This window comes from Pectobacterium carotovorum (assembly GCF_033898505.1).
Taxonomy (GTDB): Bacteria; Pseudomonadota; Gammaproteobacteria; order Enterobacterales; family Enterobacteriaceae; genus Pectobacterium; species Pectobacterium carotovorum_J.
The window spans coordinates 2,290,600-2,306,926 of sequence record NZ_JAXAFK010000001.1; the positions used below are offsets into that span (position 1 = coordinate 2,290,600).

Annotated in this window: 16 protein-coding genes, 1 pseudogene and 1 riboswitch; of the genes and pseudogenes, 8 read left to right on the plus strand and 9 right to left on the minus strand. The window is 54.2% G+C overall.

Annotated features, from left to right (window positions below):
* Positions 1-60: 60 nt before the first annotated feature.
* Complete coding sequence (locus R9X49_RS10250) at positions 61-456, plus strand: Imm63 family immunity protein (RefSeq protein ID WP_201961183.1); 396 nt, start codon at positions 61-63, stop codon at positions 454-456.
* Between the two features lie 235 nt (positions 457-691).
* Positions 692-1,003: an NIPSNAP family protein gene (locus tag R9X49_RS10255; RefSeq protein WP_039314859.1), complete on the plus strand. Its 312-nt coding sequence runs from the start codon at positions 692-694 to the stop codon at positions 1,001-1,003.
* 207 nt (positions 1,004-1,210) lie between these two features.
* Here R9X49_RS10255 and R9X49_RS10260 read toward each other — a convergent pair whose 3' ends face one another.
* Positions 1,211-1,648 (minus strand): ASCH domain-containing protein, encoded by a 438-nt coding sequence (locus R9X49_RS10260; RefSeq protein ID WP_319848261.1) that lies wholly within the window; start codon positions 1,646-1,648, stop codon positions 1,211-1,213.
* A gap of 338 nt (positions 1,649-1,986) precedes the next feature.
* Positions 1,987-2,069: riboswitch (ZMP/ZTP riboswitch) on the plus strand.
* 17 nt (positions 2,070-2,086) lie between these two features.
* Here R9X49_RS10260 and R9X49_RS10265 point away from each other — a divergent pair.
* Positions 2,087-2,719 carry a LysE family translocator gene (locus R9X49_RS10265; protein WP_181845308.1) on the plus strand — a complete coding sequence of 211 codons (633 nt, stop codon included), beginning with the start codon at positions 2,087-2,089 and terminating at the stop codon, positions 2,717-2,719.
* Between the two features lie 392 nt (positions 2,720-3,111).
* On the opposite strand, the gene R9X49_RS10270 is transcribed toward R9X49_RS10265, so the two are convergent.
* The gene (locus R9X49_RS10270; RefSeq protein WP_319848263.1) at positions 3,112-4,200 is read right to left on the minus strand and encodes an NADH:flavin oxidoreductase/NADH oxidase; all 1,089 of its coding nucleotides are present in this window, start codon (positions 4,198-4,200) and stop codon (positions 3,112-3,114) included.
* 87 nt (positions 4,201-4,287) lie between these two features.
* Here R9X49_RS10270 and R9X49_RS10275 point away from each other — a divergent pair, with 87 nt between their 5' ends.
* From R9X49_RS10275 to R9X49_RS10285, 3 genes are all read left to right on the plus strand, one after another.
* Positions 4,288-4,593 carry a helix-turn-helix domain-containing protein gene (locus R9X49_RS10275; protein ID WP_319848264.1) on the plus strand — a complete coding sequence of 102 codons (306 nt, stop codon included), beginning with the start codon at positions 4,288-4,290 and terminating at the stop codon, positions 4,591-4,593.
* A 128-nt stretch (positions 4,594-4,721) separates the two neighbouring features.
* Complete coding sequence (locus R9X49_RS10280) at positions 4,722-6,269, plus strand: FGGY-family carbohydrate kinase (protein WP_319848265.1); 1,548 nt, start codon at positions 4,722-4,724, stop codon at positions 6,267-6,269.
* Positions 6,266-7,294: a 2-hydroxyacid dehydrogenase gene (locus R9X49_RS10285; RefSeq protein WP_319848266.1), complete on the plus strand. Its 1,029-nt coding sequence runs from the start codon at positions 6,266-6,268 to the stop codon at positions 7,292-7,294. Before R9X49_RS10280 ends, R9X49_RS10285 begins: the two co-directional genes overlap by 4 nt.
* Before the next feature lie 156 nt (positions 7,295-7,450).
* Here R9X49_RS10285 and R9X49_RS10290 read toward each other — a convergent pair.
* The 5 genes and pseudogenes from R9X49_RS10290 to R9X49_RS10310 form a co-directional block, all read right to left on the minus strand.
* A pseudogene (locus R9X49_RS10290) lies at positions 7,451-8,374 on the minus strand (carbohydrate kinase family protein); the annotation flags it as partial.
* A gap of 63 nt (positions 8,375-8,437) precedes the next feature.
* A complete protein-coding gene (locus R9X49_RS10295) occupies positions 8,438-9,436 on the minus strand; it encodes an ABC transporter permease (protein WP_319848267.1) in 999 nt (332 codons plus the stop codon).
* The gene (locus R9X49_RS10300; protein ID WP_319848268.1) at positions 9,433-10,425 is read right to left on the minus strand and encodes an ABC transporter permease; all 993 of its coding nucleotides are present in this window, start codon (positions 10,423-10,425) and stop codon (positions 9,433-9,435) included. The genes R9X49_RS10295 and R9X49_RS10300 overlap by 4 nt, the downstream gene beginning before the upstream one ends.
* Entirely contained in the window at positions 10,422-11,969 is a 1,548-nt protein-coding gene (locus R9X49_RS10305) for a sugar ABC transporter ATP-binding protein (protein WP_319848269.1), read from the minus strand. The genes R9X49_RS10300 and R9X49_RS10305 overlap by 4 nt, the downstream gene beginning before the upstream one ends.
* 3 nt (positions 11,970-11,972) lie before the next feature.
* Complete coding sequence (locus R9X49_RS10310) at positions 11,973-12,953, minus strand: sugar ABC transporter substrate-binding protein (protein WP_413775888.1); 981 nt, start codon at positions 12,951-12,953, stop codon at positions 11,973-11,975.
* Between the two features lie 239 nt (positions 12,954-13,192).
* On the opposite strand from R9X49_RS10310, the gene R9X49_RS10315 reads away from it, so the two are divergent.
* Positions 13,193-13,714 carry a 1,2-dihydroxy-3-keto-5-methylthiopentene dioxygenase gene (locus R9X49_RS10315; RefSeq protein ID WP_319848270.1) on the plus strand — a complete coding sequence of 174 codons (522 nt, stop codon included), beginning with the start codon at positions 13,193-13,195 and terminating at the stop codon, positions 13,712-13,714.
* Positions 13,715-13,798: 84 nt separating this feature from the next.
* Positions 13,799-14,263, plus strand: coding sequence for a DUF1456 family protein (locus R9X49_RS10320; RefSeq protein WP_319848271.1), 465 nt, complete (start codon positions 13,799-13,801; stop codon positions 14,261-14,263).
* Positions 14,264-14,382: 119 nt separating this feature from the next.
* Here the strand turns inward: R9X49_RS10320 and R9X49_RS10325 are convergent, their stop codons facing one another.
* Together R9X49_RS10325 and cobA are read right to left on the minus strand one after the other, a co-directional pair.
* A complete protein-coding gene (locus tag R9X49_RS10325) occupies positions 14,383-15,327 on the minus strand; it encodes an Rpn family recombination-promoting nuclease/putative transposase (protein WP_319848272.1) in 945 nt (314 codons plus the stop codon).
* Positions 15,328-15,483: 156 nt separating this feature from the next.
* A complete protein-coding gene (cobA, locus tag R9X49_RS10330) occupies positions 15,484-16,317 on the minus strand; it encodes a uroporphyrinogen-III C-methyltransferase (protein WP_319848273.1) in 834 nt (277 codons plus the stop codon).
* Between the last annotated feature and the right edge of the window lie 10 nt (positions 16,318-16,327).

Genomic DNA, 16,327 nt, shown 5'->3' on the forward strand with positions numbered 1-16,327 from the left:
GGGTATTGATACAGAAAATATATGGAATGGGTGGTTATCATACAAGATGAATAGAATGTCATGAAAACTCTCGAAGAACTGAGGGCAGAGCTTCTTGGTATTGGCGTGCGACTTGGTTGTGGTGTCAGGCCTAATCATTACTTCATCATCCCCGACCAACCTGATGGCGTCGCGACTCCCTATCTGGAAATTTACAGGCAAGAATACCATTTCGTTGTGAGTGAACGAGGCATGGAAATCGAGCGTAAGGTTACCCTTAGCGACGACGAAATCCTTTATTGGTTTGCAGATTGCGGCGTTCGAGCTTTAGCTTCAGATTATGCTGCATCGAAGGTATCCCCTGACGAAAAATTCAGGGATATATACTTCCGAAGACAATTTTACTTAATGCTCTCAATCAAGCCCGAATGGGCTACGAGAAAGAAAAAAGAATTCATGCCCCTTATTCAGTCATAACGATTTTTCTGTATACATACCACATTCTACTCATTAATAGCCGATCTAACCTGCAATGGCATCCCTATCCTGTGAGAAATTTCTGCTTCTAGCACTGAGTAAACATGCTGAAAAACTATCAGGTCTGCTATGAGCGAACAGCGGACAGTTGTAGTTTTCACGGCAGATGGGAATTTTACTTACTCTTTGAATAGTGTATAAAAAACAGAATCTTATTTTTACATGAGGGAAAAGAATGATCACTTGTCACGTCAAATATATTATCGATCCCTATCAATTACACGAGTTTGAGAATTATGCTTCGAAATGGATCGAAATTGTGGAATTGATGGGGGGCATCCATCACGGCTACTTCCTGCCATCAGAAGGAGCAAATAACATAGCCTACTGTTTATTCAGCTTTGATAGCCTGACGCAGTACGAAGAGTACAGGCTAGCCATTCTCAATAAGGCTGAATGTGTCGAACTGTTCAATGAAGCTAATCAGAAAAAGTTTATCCTTAGCTACGAGCGTAGTTTCATGAAGCCATTACTGTCTGACAAATAGCATTCGCATGCTATGCAGTGAAATGGCCTGCATGCAATGTAATGCAGGGGCTGAATCTGATAAGTCACTGTATTTCAAACAACGTCCGCTCTTGGCACGAAGGTGTCGATCAGGGGCTGACATGTCTGTTCAGAGCGAGGAACGGACGTTTAGTCCAGGACAACTGGAAAACTCTAAAACAGTAAACTTAACGTCCCAACGCGGAACCTACGTTAGAGGTACCAGATGATGTATCACTGCTACCTCTGAATCGAGCCGGATGTCCGGGTAGTGCTCCCGCATACCGCTTAGAAGAACCTCATCTGGCCATTCTTCTAACCTGCACAGATAACGCGCTACAGAGAAGAGGTTCATTGTTTTCACCTCAGTCACTTGCACTACCAAAGTGTCAGAATCATCATCTGCATTCACATAACGCATCGGCCCCGGAATAATTTTTCCTTCACCCCAGCGAATGGTGTGTTGCTTCTTACCTGAACGCACATCAGGAAATAGCGACGTGACCGTCTTTGAACGGTCAACCATAACGCCTGAACGTGTTATTTCTAGGAATTCAGGATGGAGAAACCGCTCAAGCCACTCGCGATTGTTTCGCCTTTCACCGTGAAGGCTGCATTCCAGCAACCTGAGCTTTTCCAGAAGCATTCTGCTTATCATCAAGTGATCCTAACGAATGCTTTCTTCTAACATAAAAGTGATGCACTGAACCACAGCAGCTCCTCATCGCGGCTGGAACTTAGAGGCAACTTTGAGCGAAGAGCGAAAGTTTAAAATCCATACTCACCTCGAAGTGTCCTGAGCTATGAGCATCTTGGAATCAGGTAAGCGGTTAATTCGACATATAATGGCACACGACAGGCATTTAGGCTCATTTCGGCGGACATAACCACAAAGCCCTGAGAATAGAGGAAACCGCTCACTGCCTCAGCAATTAATGTTTATGATTTGCAGAGCCATGTGTTGTTGAAATTGTGTTATCATAAATGCGCTCATGTTACTGACGCTTAAAGATAGATCACTATCGTGAAGCATGGGTCATTACGAGCCGCGCGTCTGGGCATAACTTACTTTTGGAGATAAGTCATGCCTGATCACGTACATTTCCTTATGTTTGGCCTGGTTGCGTTAGGAATGGTATTAACTCCTGGCCCAAACATGATCTATCTAATCTCTCGCTCCATTTGCCAGGGAAAGCGCGCTGGATTTATTTCCCTGGGCGGCGTTGCGCTTGGATTTGTATTTTACATGCTTTGTGCCGCATTCGGCATAACGGCATTTGTGTTTGCCATTCCTTATGCCTACGATTTACTTCGTTTTGGCGGAGCCGCTTACCTTCTTTATCTCGCCTGGCAAACTATAAGACCCGGTGGAAGCTCCCCTTTCTCCGTTAAAGATTTGCCGATTGATGCCCCTAATAAACTGTTTATGATGGGCTTCATTACTAATCTCGCTAACCCTAAAATTGCCATCATGTATTTGTCTTTGCTTCCGCAATTTATTCAACCAGGTCATGGCAGCGTTCTTGGTCAATCACTGGCGCTTGGATGTGTTCAAATCTTTATAAGCCTGATGGTAAATGCCGTGATTGTCATTGTGGCAGGCTCAATCGCAGGGTTTCTTTCGGGCCGTCCTTCATGGATAAAAGCGCAACGCTGGTTAATGGGTACTGTACTGGCAGGGTTAGCCTTCAAGATTGCTTTCGAGGCAAAGAGATAGTGACAGCTCCCCACTGATGAACGCACCACTCAATCAGGAATGTCCTCATATCACCCATGAGGACATTCACCTGAACTTGAACTGACCTGTTCCCCGTTGATCAACTCAGACTGTTGTTAGCAACGTCCGCTGTTGGCACTTAGCAGTCTGTCGGATTAGGAATGATTCGGAGAAATGAAGGCGTCAACTCAGATCTAATACATCGGGAACGCGTTAGCGTATCATTCCCGCCAAAAGTCAGGGTTCTGAGGGCGCCCAGCGATTGGGCACCCTCAGTCGGCGTGGCATCAGTGCTACAGAAAAATAGCCCTGTTTATCACCACGAAACCCGACTATTTCTTAATTGGAATGCGTATAGCTGCCACAGAGATATTGATCCGCAATAACAGGGATTAATAGCGCTCCAGCCAGTGGGCGTAAGGCGCTGGCAGCGTCCACGAGGCACGTTCGATGCCCAGTTCGCGGGCGGCCTGATAGCTCCAGTGCGGGTTCGCCAAGTGCGCTTTACCCACCATCACCAGATCCAACTGACCCGATGCCACAGCCTGTTCAGCCAGTTCCGGCGTGCCGAAGCCCCAGGCGGAAGAGACAGGAAGATCGGCCTGCTCGCGTACCTGTTTAGCAATCGGCCCCATAAAGGCGGGTGCCCACGGAACATTCGCTTCCGGCGTAGAAAAACCAATGCTGACACTCAGCATATCCAGCCCTGCGGCTTTAAAGCGACGCGTCAGCTCAATGGATTCCTGCAAGGTTTCTTCATCACGTCCGTCAAACTCAATCACGCCGAAACGGGCGGTCAGCGGCAAATGTTGCGGCCACACGTCACGAACGGCAGCCAGCGTTTCCAGCAGAAAACGGCTGCGATTGTCAAAACTGCCGCCGTATTGATCGTTACGTTTGTTGGAGTGAGCGGAGAAAAAACTCTGTGCCAGATAACCGTGAGCAAAGTGCAGTTCCAGCCATTCAAACCCGGCTTCCAGCGCACGGCGAGCCGCGGCAACAAAGTCGTCACGAACGCGCGCGATATCTTCCAGCGTCATTTCCTGCGGCTGCTTCGACAGATTCGCGCCGAAAGCTTCTGCGGAAGGGGCGATGGTCTGCCAGCCGCGTGAGTCGCCAGCAGGGATATGGTCGTCGCCTTCCCAGGGAATGTTGGCGCTGGCTTTGCGTCCAGCGTGTGCGATCTGAATGCCCGGCACGGAGCCTGCATCCTTAATGGATTTGGCGACCTTGGCAAACGCCTGCGCCTGCTCATCATTCCAAATTCCGGTACAGCGCGGAGAAATGCGACCTTCGGGAGCGACCGCCGTCGCTTCCACGATAACCAGTCCGGCACCACCGCGCGCCAGCGAAGCATAATGCACCTGATGCCACGCGTTGATCAGGCCATCATTCGCGGAATAGGTACACATCGGTGGAACAGCAATGCGGTTGCGTAACGTAATCTCTTTCAGTTTGAAGGGTTGAAACAGTGCGGACATAATATTTCCTACCTTGTCTGGTTACTTCGATATTTCGATATTATTCGAATAATAGATTTTAGACAACCCTGACGCTATAATTCGCCCATGAGACCTTTTAAGCATCCCGCACCCGATGAATTTACCCTTGAGCGCGTCCTGTACGCCTTGAGCGACCCTCTGCGCATGGAGATCGTCCGCCATCTAGCCATGCAGGGAGAGGCAACATGCAGCGAACTTGACGGCGGCCGCCCGAAATCCAGCGTGTCGCACCATTTTCGCGTATTGCGCGACTCGGGCCTGCTGCATACCACCAATATCGGCACCACGCACATCAATCGGCTGCGCCGCAGCGAAATGCAACAGCGCTTCCCCGGCCTGCTCGACGCCATTTTGTCTCAACCTGCCGAGTAACGTTATCCCGTCAATGGCGGCCTCTCCGCCATTCCAACATTGATGCTTTGCTTTGCACTTCTATGAATATAGCGGCCGCCATTTTTCCATTACTCTGATGCTGATACGGGTTTTATGAGGCAGCGCGGATGGATTACTACATTGGCATTGATATCGGGACCTCAAAGGTCAAATCGGTGTTATTCGATGCCGATTTCAACGAACTGCTGATTGCGTCAGCCAACACCGTTACCTACTCTCCGCAGCCCGGCCACGCTGAGCAAAATATGCACCATGTCTGGGACGGCGTACTTTCCACCCTAAAAACGCTGGCCGCTTCGCCGCAGCTTCATCACGGGCGTGTACGCGCCATCGGGCTGACCGGCCAAGGCGAAGGGGTCTGGCTGAGCGATCGCCACGGGCAACCTATCCGGCAAGCCATCCTCTGGAGCGATACCCGCACGGCGGAACAGGTTCATCAGCTTAAACAGCGACCGAACCTGGAAGCGACGCTCTTTCCCGAAACCGGCTCTCCCCTGCTCCCTTGCAACAGCGCGCAGCAGTTGTGCTGGCTGGCACAGCATCAGCCGGATGCGCTGAACAATGCCGATTACTTCTTTTTTGCCAAAGACTGGGTACGCTTTCGACTAACGGGACAGGCGAATCTGGAACTGACGGATGCGGGGACGTCGCTGCTGGATCTGAATAGCGAAACGCTGTCAAAAACCGTGCTGGATAAGCTGGACTTACACACCATCAGACCGCTTTTTCCGCCGTTGCTTTATCCCGATGACATCGCCGGCACGCTCAGCGACGCCGTCGCCGCACAAACGGGTCTGCCAGCAGGCATCCCCGTCTGCGCAGGCGCACTGGATGTGTCTGCCGCAGCGCTGGGCATCGGCGCTATTCACGACGGCGACATTTTCACCATTCTCGGCACCACCTGCTGCACTGGCATTGTGTGCCAGGGTTTAACGCAGGTGAGCCTGCAAACCCGGTTTGTCGCGCACGCCTGGCCAGGCCACTATCTCAACCTGTTCGCGATGCAGTCTGGCACGCCGAATATTGACTGGGCGCTAAGTACGCTGGCTGACGATGCCGATTTTCAGACCATCAACGCACGCATTGCTCGCGTGCCGCCCGGCAGCGGTGGCGTTTTCTATCAGCCTTACCTTAATGGCGAGCGTGCGCCGTTTTACAACACCTCAGCACGCGCAGGATTTTTTGGCATCGAGCAATCTACGACTAACGCGCATTTACTGCGCGCGGTCTTTGAGGGGCTCGCCTATGCGATTACCGATGCGCTCAGCGGTTACCCTGCCCACGGCGATCTCTACATCGCCGGTGGCGGTGCCGCCTCAGCGATTTGGCTGCAAATTATCGCAGACTGCACCGGACGGCAAGTGATAGCCAGCTCGGTCAAAGAGCTGAGCGCGTGCGGTGCCGCACGCCTTGCTGCTCTGTCTATCGGAGAAAGTGCCAACCTCGTTCCCGCCATCAACGCGCAGGCGTCAACGTTTCTCCCCGATGCCGACGCCCATCGGCATTATCAGACACTGTTTCCGGTTTTTCGCCAACTGCGCGATCAGCTACAGCCGCTCTGGCAGGCGCGGGCTCAGGCGCTTAATGCACTAGAGAACCACAGTGCAGCGTATTCGCACACAGTCCCAACTTCACAGGAAAGCCTTACCTCATGAAGATCGTATTTACCGCCGAATATGGCGGCAGCCTCGATGCCTTTCAGGCGTTGGGGGAACTGATTGTGGACGGCTGGGCCATCGGTCAGCCCAAACTGAGCGAAGTAGCGCTGATTCGTCTGGCGGAGGACGCCGACGTCATCATCACCAGCTATGACGATATTACCGCTCGCGTCATTGAGGCTTGTCCTCACCTGCGGCTCATTGCCTGTACCCGCGCCAACCCGGTCAACATCGATATCGAGGCTGCACGCCGCCGGGGCATTCCGGTGCTTTACACGCCCGGACGCAATGCCGATGCCGCCGCAGAATTAACGCTGGCGCTGATGCTGAATGCCGCACGCCACATCCCTCAGGCCCATAGCGCACTAAAACGTGGGGAGTTCACGCGCGAAACCGACACCGCCTTACAGACGCAAAACGGGCTACGGCAGGATGTGGTGTGGGACGTAGACAAACACAGCCCGTATGAAGTTTTCAAAGGCGGCGAACTACGTAATAAGACGCTCGGCATCATCGGCTATGGCAGCATTGGTCATCGGGTCGGGAAGCTAGCGCGTGCCTTTGGGATGCAGTTGCTGATTGCCGATCCGTATGTCGCCGCCGAAGAGATCGACGAACCGGGCATACGCAAAACCACGCTGGATGAACTGTTTTCGCAGTCCGATTTCGTCAGCCTGCACCTGAACAGCACGCCGCAGACCAAAGGGCTGGTCAACCTCGACAGACTCAGAACCATGCGTCCCACCGCCTATCTGATCAACACCTCGCGTGCTGCTGTTGTTGTCGAAGCCGATCTGATCGCGGCGCTACGCGAAAAGTGGCTGGCGGGTGCCGCACTCGATGTTTACGACAGCGAACCGCTCTGGCGTCATCACCCGTTTATTACCGAATTTGATAACGTGGTACTCACGCCGCACATTGCCGGCGCGACGCGGGAGACGCTGGTGAAACACACCGCGATGATCGCCGCCGACCTGCAACGTTTCATCCGCGGCGAACCGCTGCTTTACGAATGGAAATAGACGCAACACTGATCTTTACTCTAAATAATTCGAGTTGCAGGAAGGCGGCAAGAGAAGGAGTCCCGATGAGCTTACTCAGGTAAGTGATTCGGGTGACTGAACGCAGCCAACGCACATGCAGCTTGAAGTATGACGAGTATAATAGGTAGGCGTTTCTGCCATAAATCGCAGTGTATCCTCCCAGTCAATCACGCCCGCATCGGATCCCAATCCGGTAGCCACCAGCCCTGAAACGGCCGAGCCGAGCTGGCAGGCCTGCTCCAGATTCCAGCCTTTCGCCAGACCGGCAATAAAGCCGCCGCAGTAGCTGTCGCCGCAGCCCGTGGTATCCGATACCGCCACGCGGTAGGCGGGAATGTGCAGCGTGACATCCTGGCCGAACACGTAAGATCCGCACGCTCCCGCTTTGAAAATACAGGTGCCGACGCCGCGATCGAGAAAGAAAGCCGCAATCTCTGCGGGTGTAGTCAGGCCGGAGATAAACGCGGCTTCGTCCAGCGACGGCATAAAGTAGTCTACATCTGGCAGCAACGGCGTCAGCAGCGCCAGCGTTTCAGCATTTGGCGCGATAAGATCGAAACTGGTCGTCAGTCCCTTCGCTTTGGCATGTCGAAGCAGACGCGCGCTCTGCCCCTGATCCATTTTCGCCAGCAGCCCCGTGCCGCCGTGGTGTAAGAAACGCGCATTGCACACGGCGTCAAAATCCTGCTCGTCGATAAACAGATGATCTGACGCGCCGCGATAGTGCAGCGCCGGACGCTCGCCGTCCGGCCGAATGGTCAGAATCGTTGCCGAGGTCGATGCCGCCGCCGTTCGCTGTATTAGAGAACAGTCGATGCCCAGCTTGCGATAGGTCGCCAGAATAAAATCGGCTTTTTCATCCTCACCGAGACAGGCGGCCGTCGCCGTACGAATACCGAGTTTGGCGGCATTCATCGCCGCACCGCTGGCCGTTCCAGCGGGATTAAGGCGAATTTCATCGATAAAGTGAACGCCACCGCCTTCGGGCAACCCAGTCACCGGCCGACCGGCGACATCCAGAATAGTTAACCCAACAAAAACCGCATCAAATTGGCTCACGCTCGCTCCTTCTTCACATTCTGTTTTTTATTCATGTTCTGCTTTTTTATTCATATTCGAACATTATTGCCGCTGACGCAGCCGCCCTTGCAGGAAAGAGAGCGCCAGCGCCAGCACTAAAATCACGCCGCTCAGCGCATCTTTTATGATGAAGTTCAGCCCCATCAGGTTTAAACCGTTGGCGATCATGCCGAGAAACAGCACGCCGATTAGCGTCCCCGCTACGTTGGGTCGCCCCTGCGCATGAAACGCGGTGCCGATGAACACAGCAGCAATGGCGTCCATCAGGTAAGCCTGTCCGGCCAGCGGCGTAAACTGCCGCAGATTGGCGGATAGCACCACGCCGCCGATGGCACACGTCACCGACGTGACAATCAGCAGCCAGAACATCGTGCGCCGCACGTTAACCCCGGCAATCAGCGCCGCGGGCGCATTCAAGCCCATTGCGTGAATACGTTTACCGGCAATCGTCCGTTCAAATAACAGGTAATAGGCAAGCCACAGCGCCGCGACAATCACAATCGGCACCGGAATGCCCCACAGGTCGCCAACGGCCAGCTCATGGTACTGCGGTGCCATTCGGCGGTAAGCGATCGGCCCGCCGCCTTCGGTGTAGATACGTTCGATGCTGCTACCAATAAACCACGTCCCTAGCGTCGCCAAAAACGGCTTAATTCGACAGTGAATAATCAGCACCGCATTAACCAGCCCTACCAGCGCGCCTCCCGCCAACGCGGCCAGCACCGCAGCCTGCCACGGCAGGCCATAAACTTTGAGCGCCACCAGCGCGAAGGCAGCACCAAAATCCAGCGCAACGCCCACGGACAGATCGATTCCGCCTGCCGTCACCACTAGCGTCATGGCCAGCGCTACAATCAGCAGTACCGCACTACCCTGTAGCAGGTTCGCCCCGTTGCCTAACGTTAAAAATATCGGGTTTTGCAGCGAGAAAAACACCAGAAAAGCCAGCAGGATGACCAGAAAGCCGTAGCGGATAAAAAACGACAGCCCTGGCTTGCTGCCCAGCAACACAGGCTGTGCCGCCAAAGAAGAAGGTTTCACGTGCGGCTCCTTTGCCTGCGTAGCGAGGCGGCGGTGAGCACTACCAGAATCAGTGCGCCCTTAATCGCGCCAACCCAGAAGATATCGACTCGCAGCAGCGCCAGACCGTTCGACAGGGCATTAACCAGCAGCGTACCCAGCAAAGCCCCCCAGATAGTAACCACCCGGCGGCGAGAGAACGCCGCGCCGAGAAACGTCGCCAATACCATCTCCAGCAACAGCGGTTCTGCCGTACCGGGCGAACTGCCCGATCCTTGCGCCACCAGCGTCAGCGAAGCCAGCGCCGCCGCCAACGCCCCTAACAGATACGAACCGATAACCAACGGTGTGTGGGAAATACCCGACAACTGCGCCGCTTCGCGGTTTCCGCCCGCGGCCTGCAAATGCTGGCCCCAGCGGCTATGGTGGACGATAAACTGAAACAAGACGAAAACCAGCAGCATGAACCAGACCGCCAGCGGTAACCCAAGCAGGCTGCTATCACGAAACGCCACAATCAGCGGGTCGCTAACGCTGATGCGCCGCTGCTGGGTGAGCAAATTGGTGAGGCCGATAACCGCCACGGAGCAGGCTAATGTCGCCAATAGTGGCGGTAACCGAATCGCCACCACCAGCGCGGCATTCACCGTACCCGCCAATAGCGCAGCCCCTGCCACCAACGCAATCAGCCACGAATAGCTGATACCTGCGTTCGTCAAACCGTCGCTGATGATCGCTACGGCAAGTACCGCAATCGCAGGCAGCGAGAGATCGATACCGCCGGAAACCACATCGTCACCACCACCCGTAATGACGCAGACCAGCCCGAAGCACAGGATCGCCAGCGGCGCGCTTTGGCGTAAAATAATGGTGATATTTTGCCAACTGAGAAAATAAGGTGCGTTCAGGCAGAGGAACAGCAACAGCGCCGCAAACAGCAGTAAGGGAATATGATTGAAAAGCCCGGCTAAACGTGGCGTCGCTCGGAGGGATTGTAAGGCACGAGTCATACCGCCTCCTGCGTTCGGCCGCTGCTGGTCAACGCCAGCAGGCTATCCAGCGAGAGGCGTTCCGTCGGTACATCGGCGATGAGTTCACCGCGCCACATCACCAGAATGCGATCGCATAACCCCAGAAGTTCACCGTCATCGCTGGAAGAAACGATAACGGCTCGCCCTTCCGCCGCCAGTTGCCGGGTGAGCTGATAGATTTCCGCCTTCGCGCCAATATCAACGCCCAGCGTCGGCTCATCAAGAATAAACAGCCGGGTATCCGTCTTCAGCCAGCGCGCCAGTATCACCTTCTGCTGGTTGCCGCCGCTTAAATTGCGCACGGGTATGCTGACATCGCGCGGCCGGATATCCAGCATCTGCGCCAGATGATTCGCCTGCGCAGCGGCTTTCTTACGCCGCAGCCAGCCGAGCCAGGCGACAGCTGGCAAGGAAGCCAAATTGATATTGTCGGCCATGGATAGCGGTAAAATCAGCCCGTCGTGGCGACGATCGCGCGGCACCAGCGCCATACGCCGCGCGATCGCCTGTACCGGAGAACGCGGGCTCAGCGTTTGACCATCGATCACAATGTGTCCTTCACGGGCGGGCGTGATGCCATAGAGCGCATCAATCAGCGCCTCACGCCCCGAGCCTAGCAGCCCCGCGATACCAACAATTTCTCCCGCTGCCACCTGAAAACGAATTGGCTGAAAATGCTGCCGATCTGTGAGCTGTTCAACCTGTATCAGCGGCGTCTCACTTTTCGCTGCCTTCCGTTTCCCGTCAAACAGGCTGGCAATCTCTCGCCCCACCATCAGGCGAATCATTCCATCGATATCCTTTGTTTCGGGATCGTCCAGCGTCGTCACGCCCTTACCATTGCGTAACACGGTGACGCGATCGCAGATATCTGCAATTTCATTGAGATAGTGAGAAACATAGATAATGGCGATACCACGCTGTTTCAGCGTCTGGATCGTATGCAATAGCTGCACGGCTTCGCGTGCTTCCAGCGGCGCGGTCGGTTCATCAAACACCACCAGCCGTGCCTTGCCGTCAATCAGCGCCCGCGCAATCTGTACCAGTTTGCGTTCCGCCAGACTTAGCTCGCGAATCAGCCGGTTAGCGTCTATCGATAAATTAAAGGTGTGCTGAAAAAACTGCTCCGTTTCACGCCGCATCGCCCGACGATCGACGCCTCGCCAGCGGTTCACAGGCTCCTGTCCGAGAAACACCGATTCCGCCACGGTAAAGTGGGGAATCAGATGCAGTTCCTGATGGATAAAACGCACGCCGTGCGCGTGGATAACCGCTGGCGTCACGGCGCTCAGCCGCTGCCCATCGATAGCGATCTCACCACCGTCCGCGGCATAAACCCCAGCCAGCACCTTGATTAAGGTCGATTTCCCCGCACCGTTCTCCCCGATCAGGCCGAGAATTTCTCCCGGCCGGACCGTTAGCGATACGTTGTCCAGCGCGGGAATCCCTGCAAACTGCTTGCTGATGTGCGTCATTGCCAGACCGCCGCCGGACGGCGACGGGGCTGAGTGATATCCCGCCATAGATTATTTCAGGTCGCCATAGCCAAGCTGTTTATAGACCGCCTTGGCTTCTGCCTCCCCTTTGACGGGCAAGACTGGTACAAACGTCTGCGGCAGCAGCGTGGCACCCGCGAAATAACGGGCGACATTCTTCGCCGATGTTGTACCGATCAGACGCGGCTGCTGCGCAACGTTGGCAACAAACGGACTGCCTTTTTCCGCCATAATTTCCAGCGTTTCTGGCCCGGCATCAATCGCGGTGACCTTCACGTCCTTGTCACGCCCGGTTTCTTCCAATGCCTGCACCACGCCGATGGCAGGCTGATCCCAGCAGGCAACGTGGATAGCATCCAACGTGCCTTTCGGATGCTGGCTCAGCAGTTCAAGGGTTTTCTTGCGCGCGTCTTCCGGTGAATTGGAATATTGTTCAGCCAGCTCAGGCTGAATGATTTTGATCCCCGGATAGTCTTGCAGAACGTATTTCCACAAGTCATAGCGAATACCGCAGATGCGCAGTGCGTTGGAGAAGGCGTTGAAAACGGCGATATTCCCTTTTCCACCCAGCGCATCCGCCGTATAGCGCCCGATCGTCGAACCGATCGCGTAGTTATCTGACGTCGTGTTATTGATGGAATAAGACGAAACATGATCGACGGTAAAAACCGGAATCTTTGCCTCACTCAGCGCTTTAAACTTCGGCTCTACCGCGCTGTCGCCGAGAATGCTGATCACCGCATCGACTTTACGCGCCAGCAGAATATCGTGGTTATTGGCATGAACCTGATTATCACGCCCTCCATCCACGCCCACAACTTGCCCACCGAGCTTCTCAATTTCTTCGGTCGCCCCTTTGTAGGCCTCACGGTCCCAAAAGTGCTGTGTTCCCACCACCGCAACGCCAATGGTTTTTCCCTTCAATGACAGTGTCTCATCCGCTGCCTGAACCGAGGTCATTACCCCTGTAGCCAAGACACATGCAGCCAGATGAGAAAAGCGAGTCTTCATCATTTTTATCCCGATTTTTATAAAATTATTAGCAGGGAAAGAGATTAGCAACGGGAAAAGTTAAATCGAAATAACAAAAATGATAATGGCTAGTGATTAAATGGAAATAGCGTTGATCGGCATATGTAATGATTGTTAATCATTGAATTAACAGGAATAAGTTATAAAAAAAGCATCTTGTTTTTTGTCCCTATAAAAGGAATGGTTAAAGCTCTTCTATCCTGATGAGAAAAACGACCATGACAACGCTCTCGATTTATCACCGCCCACACATCACACAGCCCGTCCAGCAGCTCACCGCGTTTACTGATATCGCTTCCCTACTCGCCAGCGCCGGAATCCAGCTAGAGCACTGGCAGACCGACGCACCGCCACCTGACGCCAGCAGCGAAATCATTTTGACGCAGTACCATGCCGACATTGAACGTCTCAAACAGCAAGAGGGCTACACCTCTGCCGACGTGATCAGCCTGACGCCGGATCACGCGGAGAGACTGGCACTGCGGGAAAAATTTCTTCAGGAACACACCCATAGTGAAGATGAAGTGCGCTTCTTTGTACGCGGCAGCGGAAGCTTCTTTGTGCCGATTGGCGAGCAGGTTTTCCAGCTTACCTGCGAGGCAGGCGATCTCTTACGCGTTCCCGCCAACACGCCGCACTGGTTTGACTGCGGTGAATTTCCTGATTTTGTCGCGATCCGTATTTTTACCAATCCAGAGGGCTGGGTTGGGCACTTTACCGGACGGGAGACGTTTCACTAATTCCACGATCGTTTCTGCATTTCTCCGCCGTTCCCTTTATACTGTGCGTTTTGTACCAAGACGAACGGCGAGACCCCTTCCGTAATGATGAATAACGATGTCCTGCGCAGCGTGCGCTATATGCTGAATTTGAATAATGACCACCTGCTGAAGATTCTGGCGCTGGTGGAGATGACCGTCCCTCCCCAGCAGTTGGCGAGCTACGTCAAAAAAGAGGGTGAGGAAGACTATCAACCTTGCCCGGACATCGTGATGAGTTATTTCCTGAATGGGCTGATTCTGCAAAAACGCGGCAAAGATGAAAATCAGCCTGCACCGCAATTTGAGCGCAAGATGACCAACAATATTATTCTGAAAAAGCTGCGTGTTGCATTCTCGCTAAAAACGGATGATATTCAGGCGATCCTGCTAGAACAAAATTTCCGCATTTCAGTGCCGGAAGTCACCGCAATGATGCGCGCCCCTGACCACAAAAACTATCGCACCTGCGGCGATCAGGTCATCCGCTACTTTCTGAAAGGGCTGACGGCACGAGTACGCAAAGGCTAAAAGCAACGCGTTAGCGAAAGGACGTGAGCGTTGTCTGGCTGACCTTTTTCCGTAACAGGCATCAGCAACGCTCGGTTTTTAGTGCGGTATCGTTTAATACGCTATTGTTTAATACAGTATCAGTGCTGTGTGTCATGCAGGATAGCCGTGACCAACTGCTCCAGCTCTTCTTCCTCAAGCTGAGTGACCTGCTGCACGCTATTCTTATCCATCCCTGTTAGCAATAGATTACGGGCAATCAATCTGGCGCTGTCTTTCATCCCTTGTTCAATGCCCTGCTCCAATCCTTGCTGAATACCGCGTTGGATGCCTTCCTCGAATCCCATTTTTTTCAATTGTTCTGCAATCGTCATAATGTCCTCCTGACCGGTTGATAGCGGTGCAGCCAGTGCGTCAATGAAGTCTGCGGGTTTGGATGTGTTTCCCGCTTGTGCAATATAAAATAACAGCGCCCGACGCTGCGTCAGCGGCACCGACCAGCGTTCAAATAGTAACCCAATCTCACGCGCCAGCTCCAGCATATCACGGGTACGAATATGCTTCTGTACCAGTTCCAGTAACGCCATACGTCGATGCGTGCGAATCTCATCGTCCGGCATGACAGTTAAATCTACCAGTGGGAAAGGATGTTCATACAGCGCTTGTGCCAGTGCGGGATCGGCAAAACTATCCAGCCAGCGAAGGCTGTAGGGATAAGGACGCGCTCTGCCATGATAAAACAGCAGCGGCACCACTAGCGGTAAACGATCGTGTCCCTGATCCAAATGTTGCTGCATGGCAGCCAGACAATAGCGCAGCAGCCGGAAAGCCATCTGTTTTTCCGGGCGGCTTTGGTGTTCAATCACACAGTAAATGTACCCTTTACCTGCGGTGGTACGCAGCGAGTACAGCACGTCCGATATCCGCGCGCGCAGCTTTTCATCAATAAACGACGCCGACTCCAATTGCAGCGTGCTGAAATCGCATCGCTCGCGGATTTCACTCGGCAGATAAATAGTCAAAAAATCCCGTGCGACGGCGATGTCGCTCAAAAACTGTTTGAAGATCGCATCATGCGATGGCATCTCGTCCCCTTCCCTGTCAGACGCTTGCTAAAAATTCAGCGGGGAGAGTAACGGGAACACGGTAATAAAGCAGAAAACAGCGTAGAAAGTGGAAAGCGCCTCGAAGAAAAATCGGTTTATTTCGAGGCGCTGACTGTGGGCGGGGAGCCGTTAACGTCAGGCGGCTTCGTGTTTTTCCATCGTCAACCGCGCAGGAGCAGCGTCGACGTGCAATGCCGGGTGACGGCAGAAACGGACAACGTCACCGACCACCAACAGACTGGGCGACTGTGGCTGATAGCGTGCCAGTAATGCCGGCAAGGTCGCCAGCGTCGCCGTCAATAGCCGCTGATCCGGCTGGGTGCCGCGTTCGATAATCGCGACGGGCGTCTGCGCGGACAGCCCGTGCTCGATCAGGCGCTGGCATAATCGACTGCTGTGGCTCAGCCCCATATAGAACACCAGCGTTTGCTGGCTGTCCGCCAGCGTCGGCCAGTCTAGCTGTGGTTCGCCATCGCGCGAATGGCCGGTCACAAAACGCACTGACTGCGCACAGGCGCGGTGGGTCAGCGGTAACCCCACGGCTGCCGCACAGCCTGTCGCGGCGGTAATACCCGGTACCACGTGGCAGACGATCCCGGCCTGTTGGGCATAATCCATCTCTTCACCCCCACGGCCAAAAATAAACGGATCGCCGCCTTTCAGACGGATCACTCGCTGCCCGGCCTGCGCCAGTTCGACCAACAGCTGATTGATTTTTTCCTGTGACAACCGGTGGCAGCCGCGCGTTTTCCCGACGTCAATGCACAGCGCCTGCTCCGACACCAGATCCATAATCTCCGCCGACACCAGCCGATCGTAGACCACCACATCCGCCTGCTGGATTGCCCGCAGCGCCTTCAGCGTCAGCAGTTCCACATCACCCGGCCCTGCGCCCACCAGCCAGATTTCCCCGCCGAGTACGGGCTGACGCCGTTGGCCCTGCGCCAATATTGATTGTGTTGTCATCATGTCACACCTC

Bases quoted from the DNA above. Each gene is read 5' to 3' on its own strand.
- R9X49_RS10250 (WP_201961183.1), top strand. From the start codon at position 61: ATGAAAACTCTCGAAGAACTGAGGGCAGAGCTTCTTGGTATTGGCGTG.
- R9X49_RS10255 (WP_039314859.1), top strand. From the start codon at position 692: ATGATCACTTGTCACGTCAAATATATTATCGATCCCTATCAATTACAC.
- R9X49_RS10260 (WP_319848261.1), bottom strand. From the start codon at position 1,648: ATGCTTCTGGAAAAGCTCAGGTTGCTGGAATGCAGCCTTCACGGTGAA.
- R9X49_RS10265 (WP_181845308.1), top strand. From the start codon at position 2,087: ATGCCTGATCACGTACATTTCCTTATGTTTGGCCTGGTTGCGTTAGGA.
- R9X49_RS10270 (WP_319848263.1), bottom strand. From the start codon at position 4,200: ATGTCCGCACTGTTTCAACCCTTCAAACTGAAAGAGATTACGTTACGC.
- R9X49_RS10275 (WP_319848264.1), top strand. From the start codon at position 4,288: ATGAGACCTTTTAAGCATCCCGCACCCGATGAATTTACCCTTGAGCGC.
- R9X49_RS10280 (WP_319848265.1), top strand. From the start codon at position 4,722: ATGGATTACTACATTGGCATTGATATCGGGACCTCAAAGGTCAAATCG.
- R9X49_RS10285 (WP_319848266.1), top strand. From the start codon at position 6,266: ATGAAGATCGTATTTACCGCCGAATATGGCGGCAGCCTCGATGCCTTT.
- R9X49_RS10300 (WP_319848268.1), bottom strand. From the start codon at position 10,425: ATGACTCGTGCCTTACAATCCCTCCGAGCGACGCCACGTTTAGCCGGG.
- R9X49_RS10305 (WP_319848269.1), bottom strand. From the start codon at position 11,969: ATGGCGGGATATCACTCAGCCCCGTCGCCGTCCGGCGGCGGTCTGGCA.
- R9X49_RS10310 (WP_413775888.1), bottom strand. From the start codon at position 12,953: ATGAAGACTCGCTTTTCTCATCTGGCTGCATGTGTCTTGGCTACAGGG.
- R9X49_RS10315 (WP_319848270.1), top strand. From the start codon at position 13,193: ATGACAACGCTCTCGATTTATCACCGCCCACACATCACACAGCCCGTC.
- R9X49_RS10320 (WP_319848271.1), top strand. From the start codon at position 13,799: ATGATGAATAACGATGTCCTGCGCAGCGTGCGCTATATGCTGAATTTG.
- R9X49_RS10325 (WP_319848272.1), bottom strand. From the start codon at position 15,327: ATGCCATCGCATGATGCGATCTTCAAACAGTTTTTGAGCGACATCGCC.
- cobA (WP_319848273.1), bottom strand. From the start codon at position 16,317: ATGATGACAACACAATCAATATTGGCGCAGGGCCAACGGCGTCAGCCC.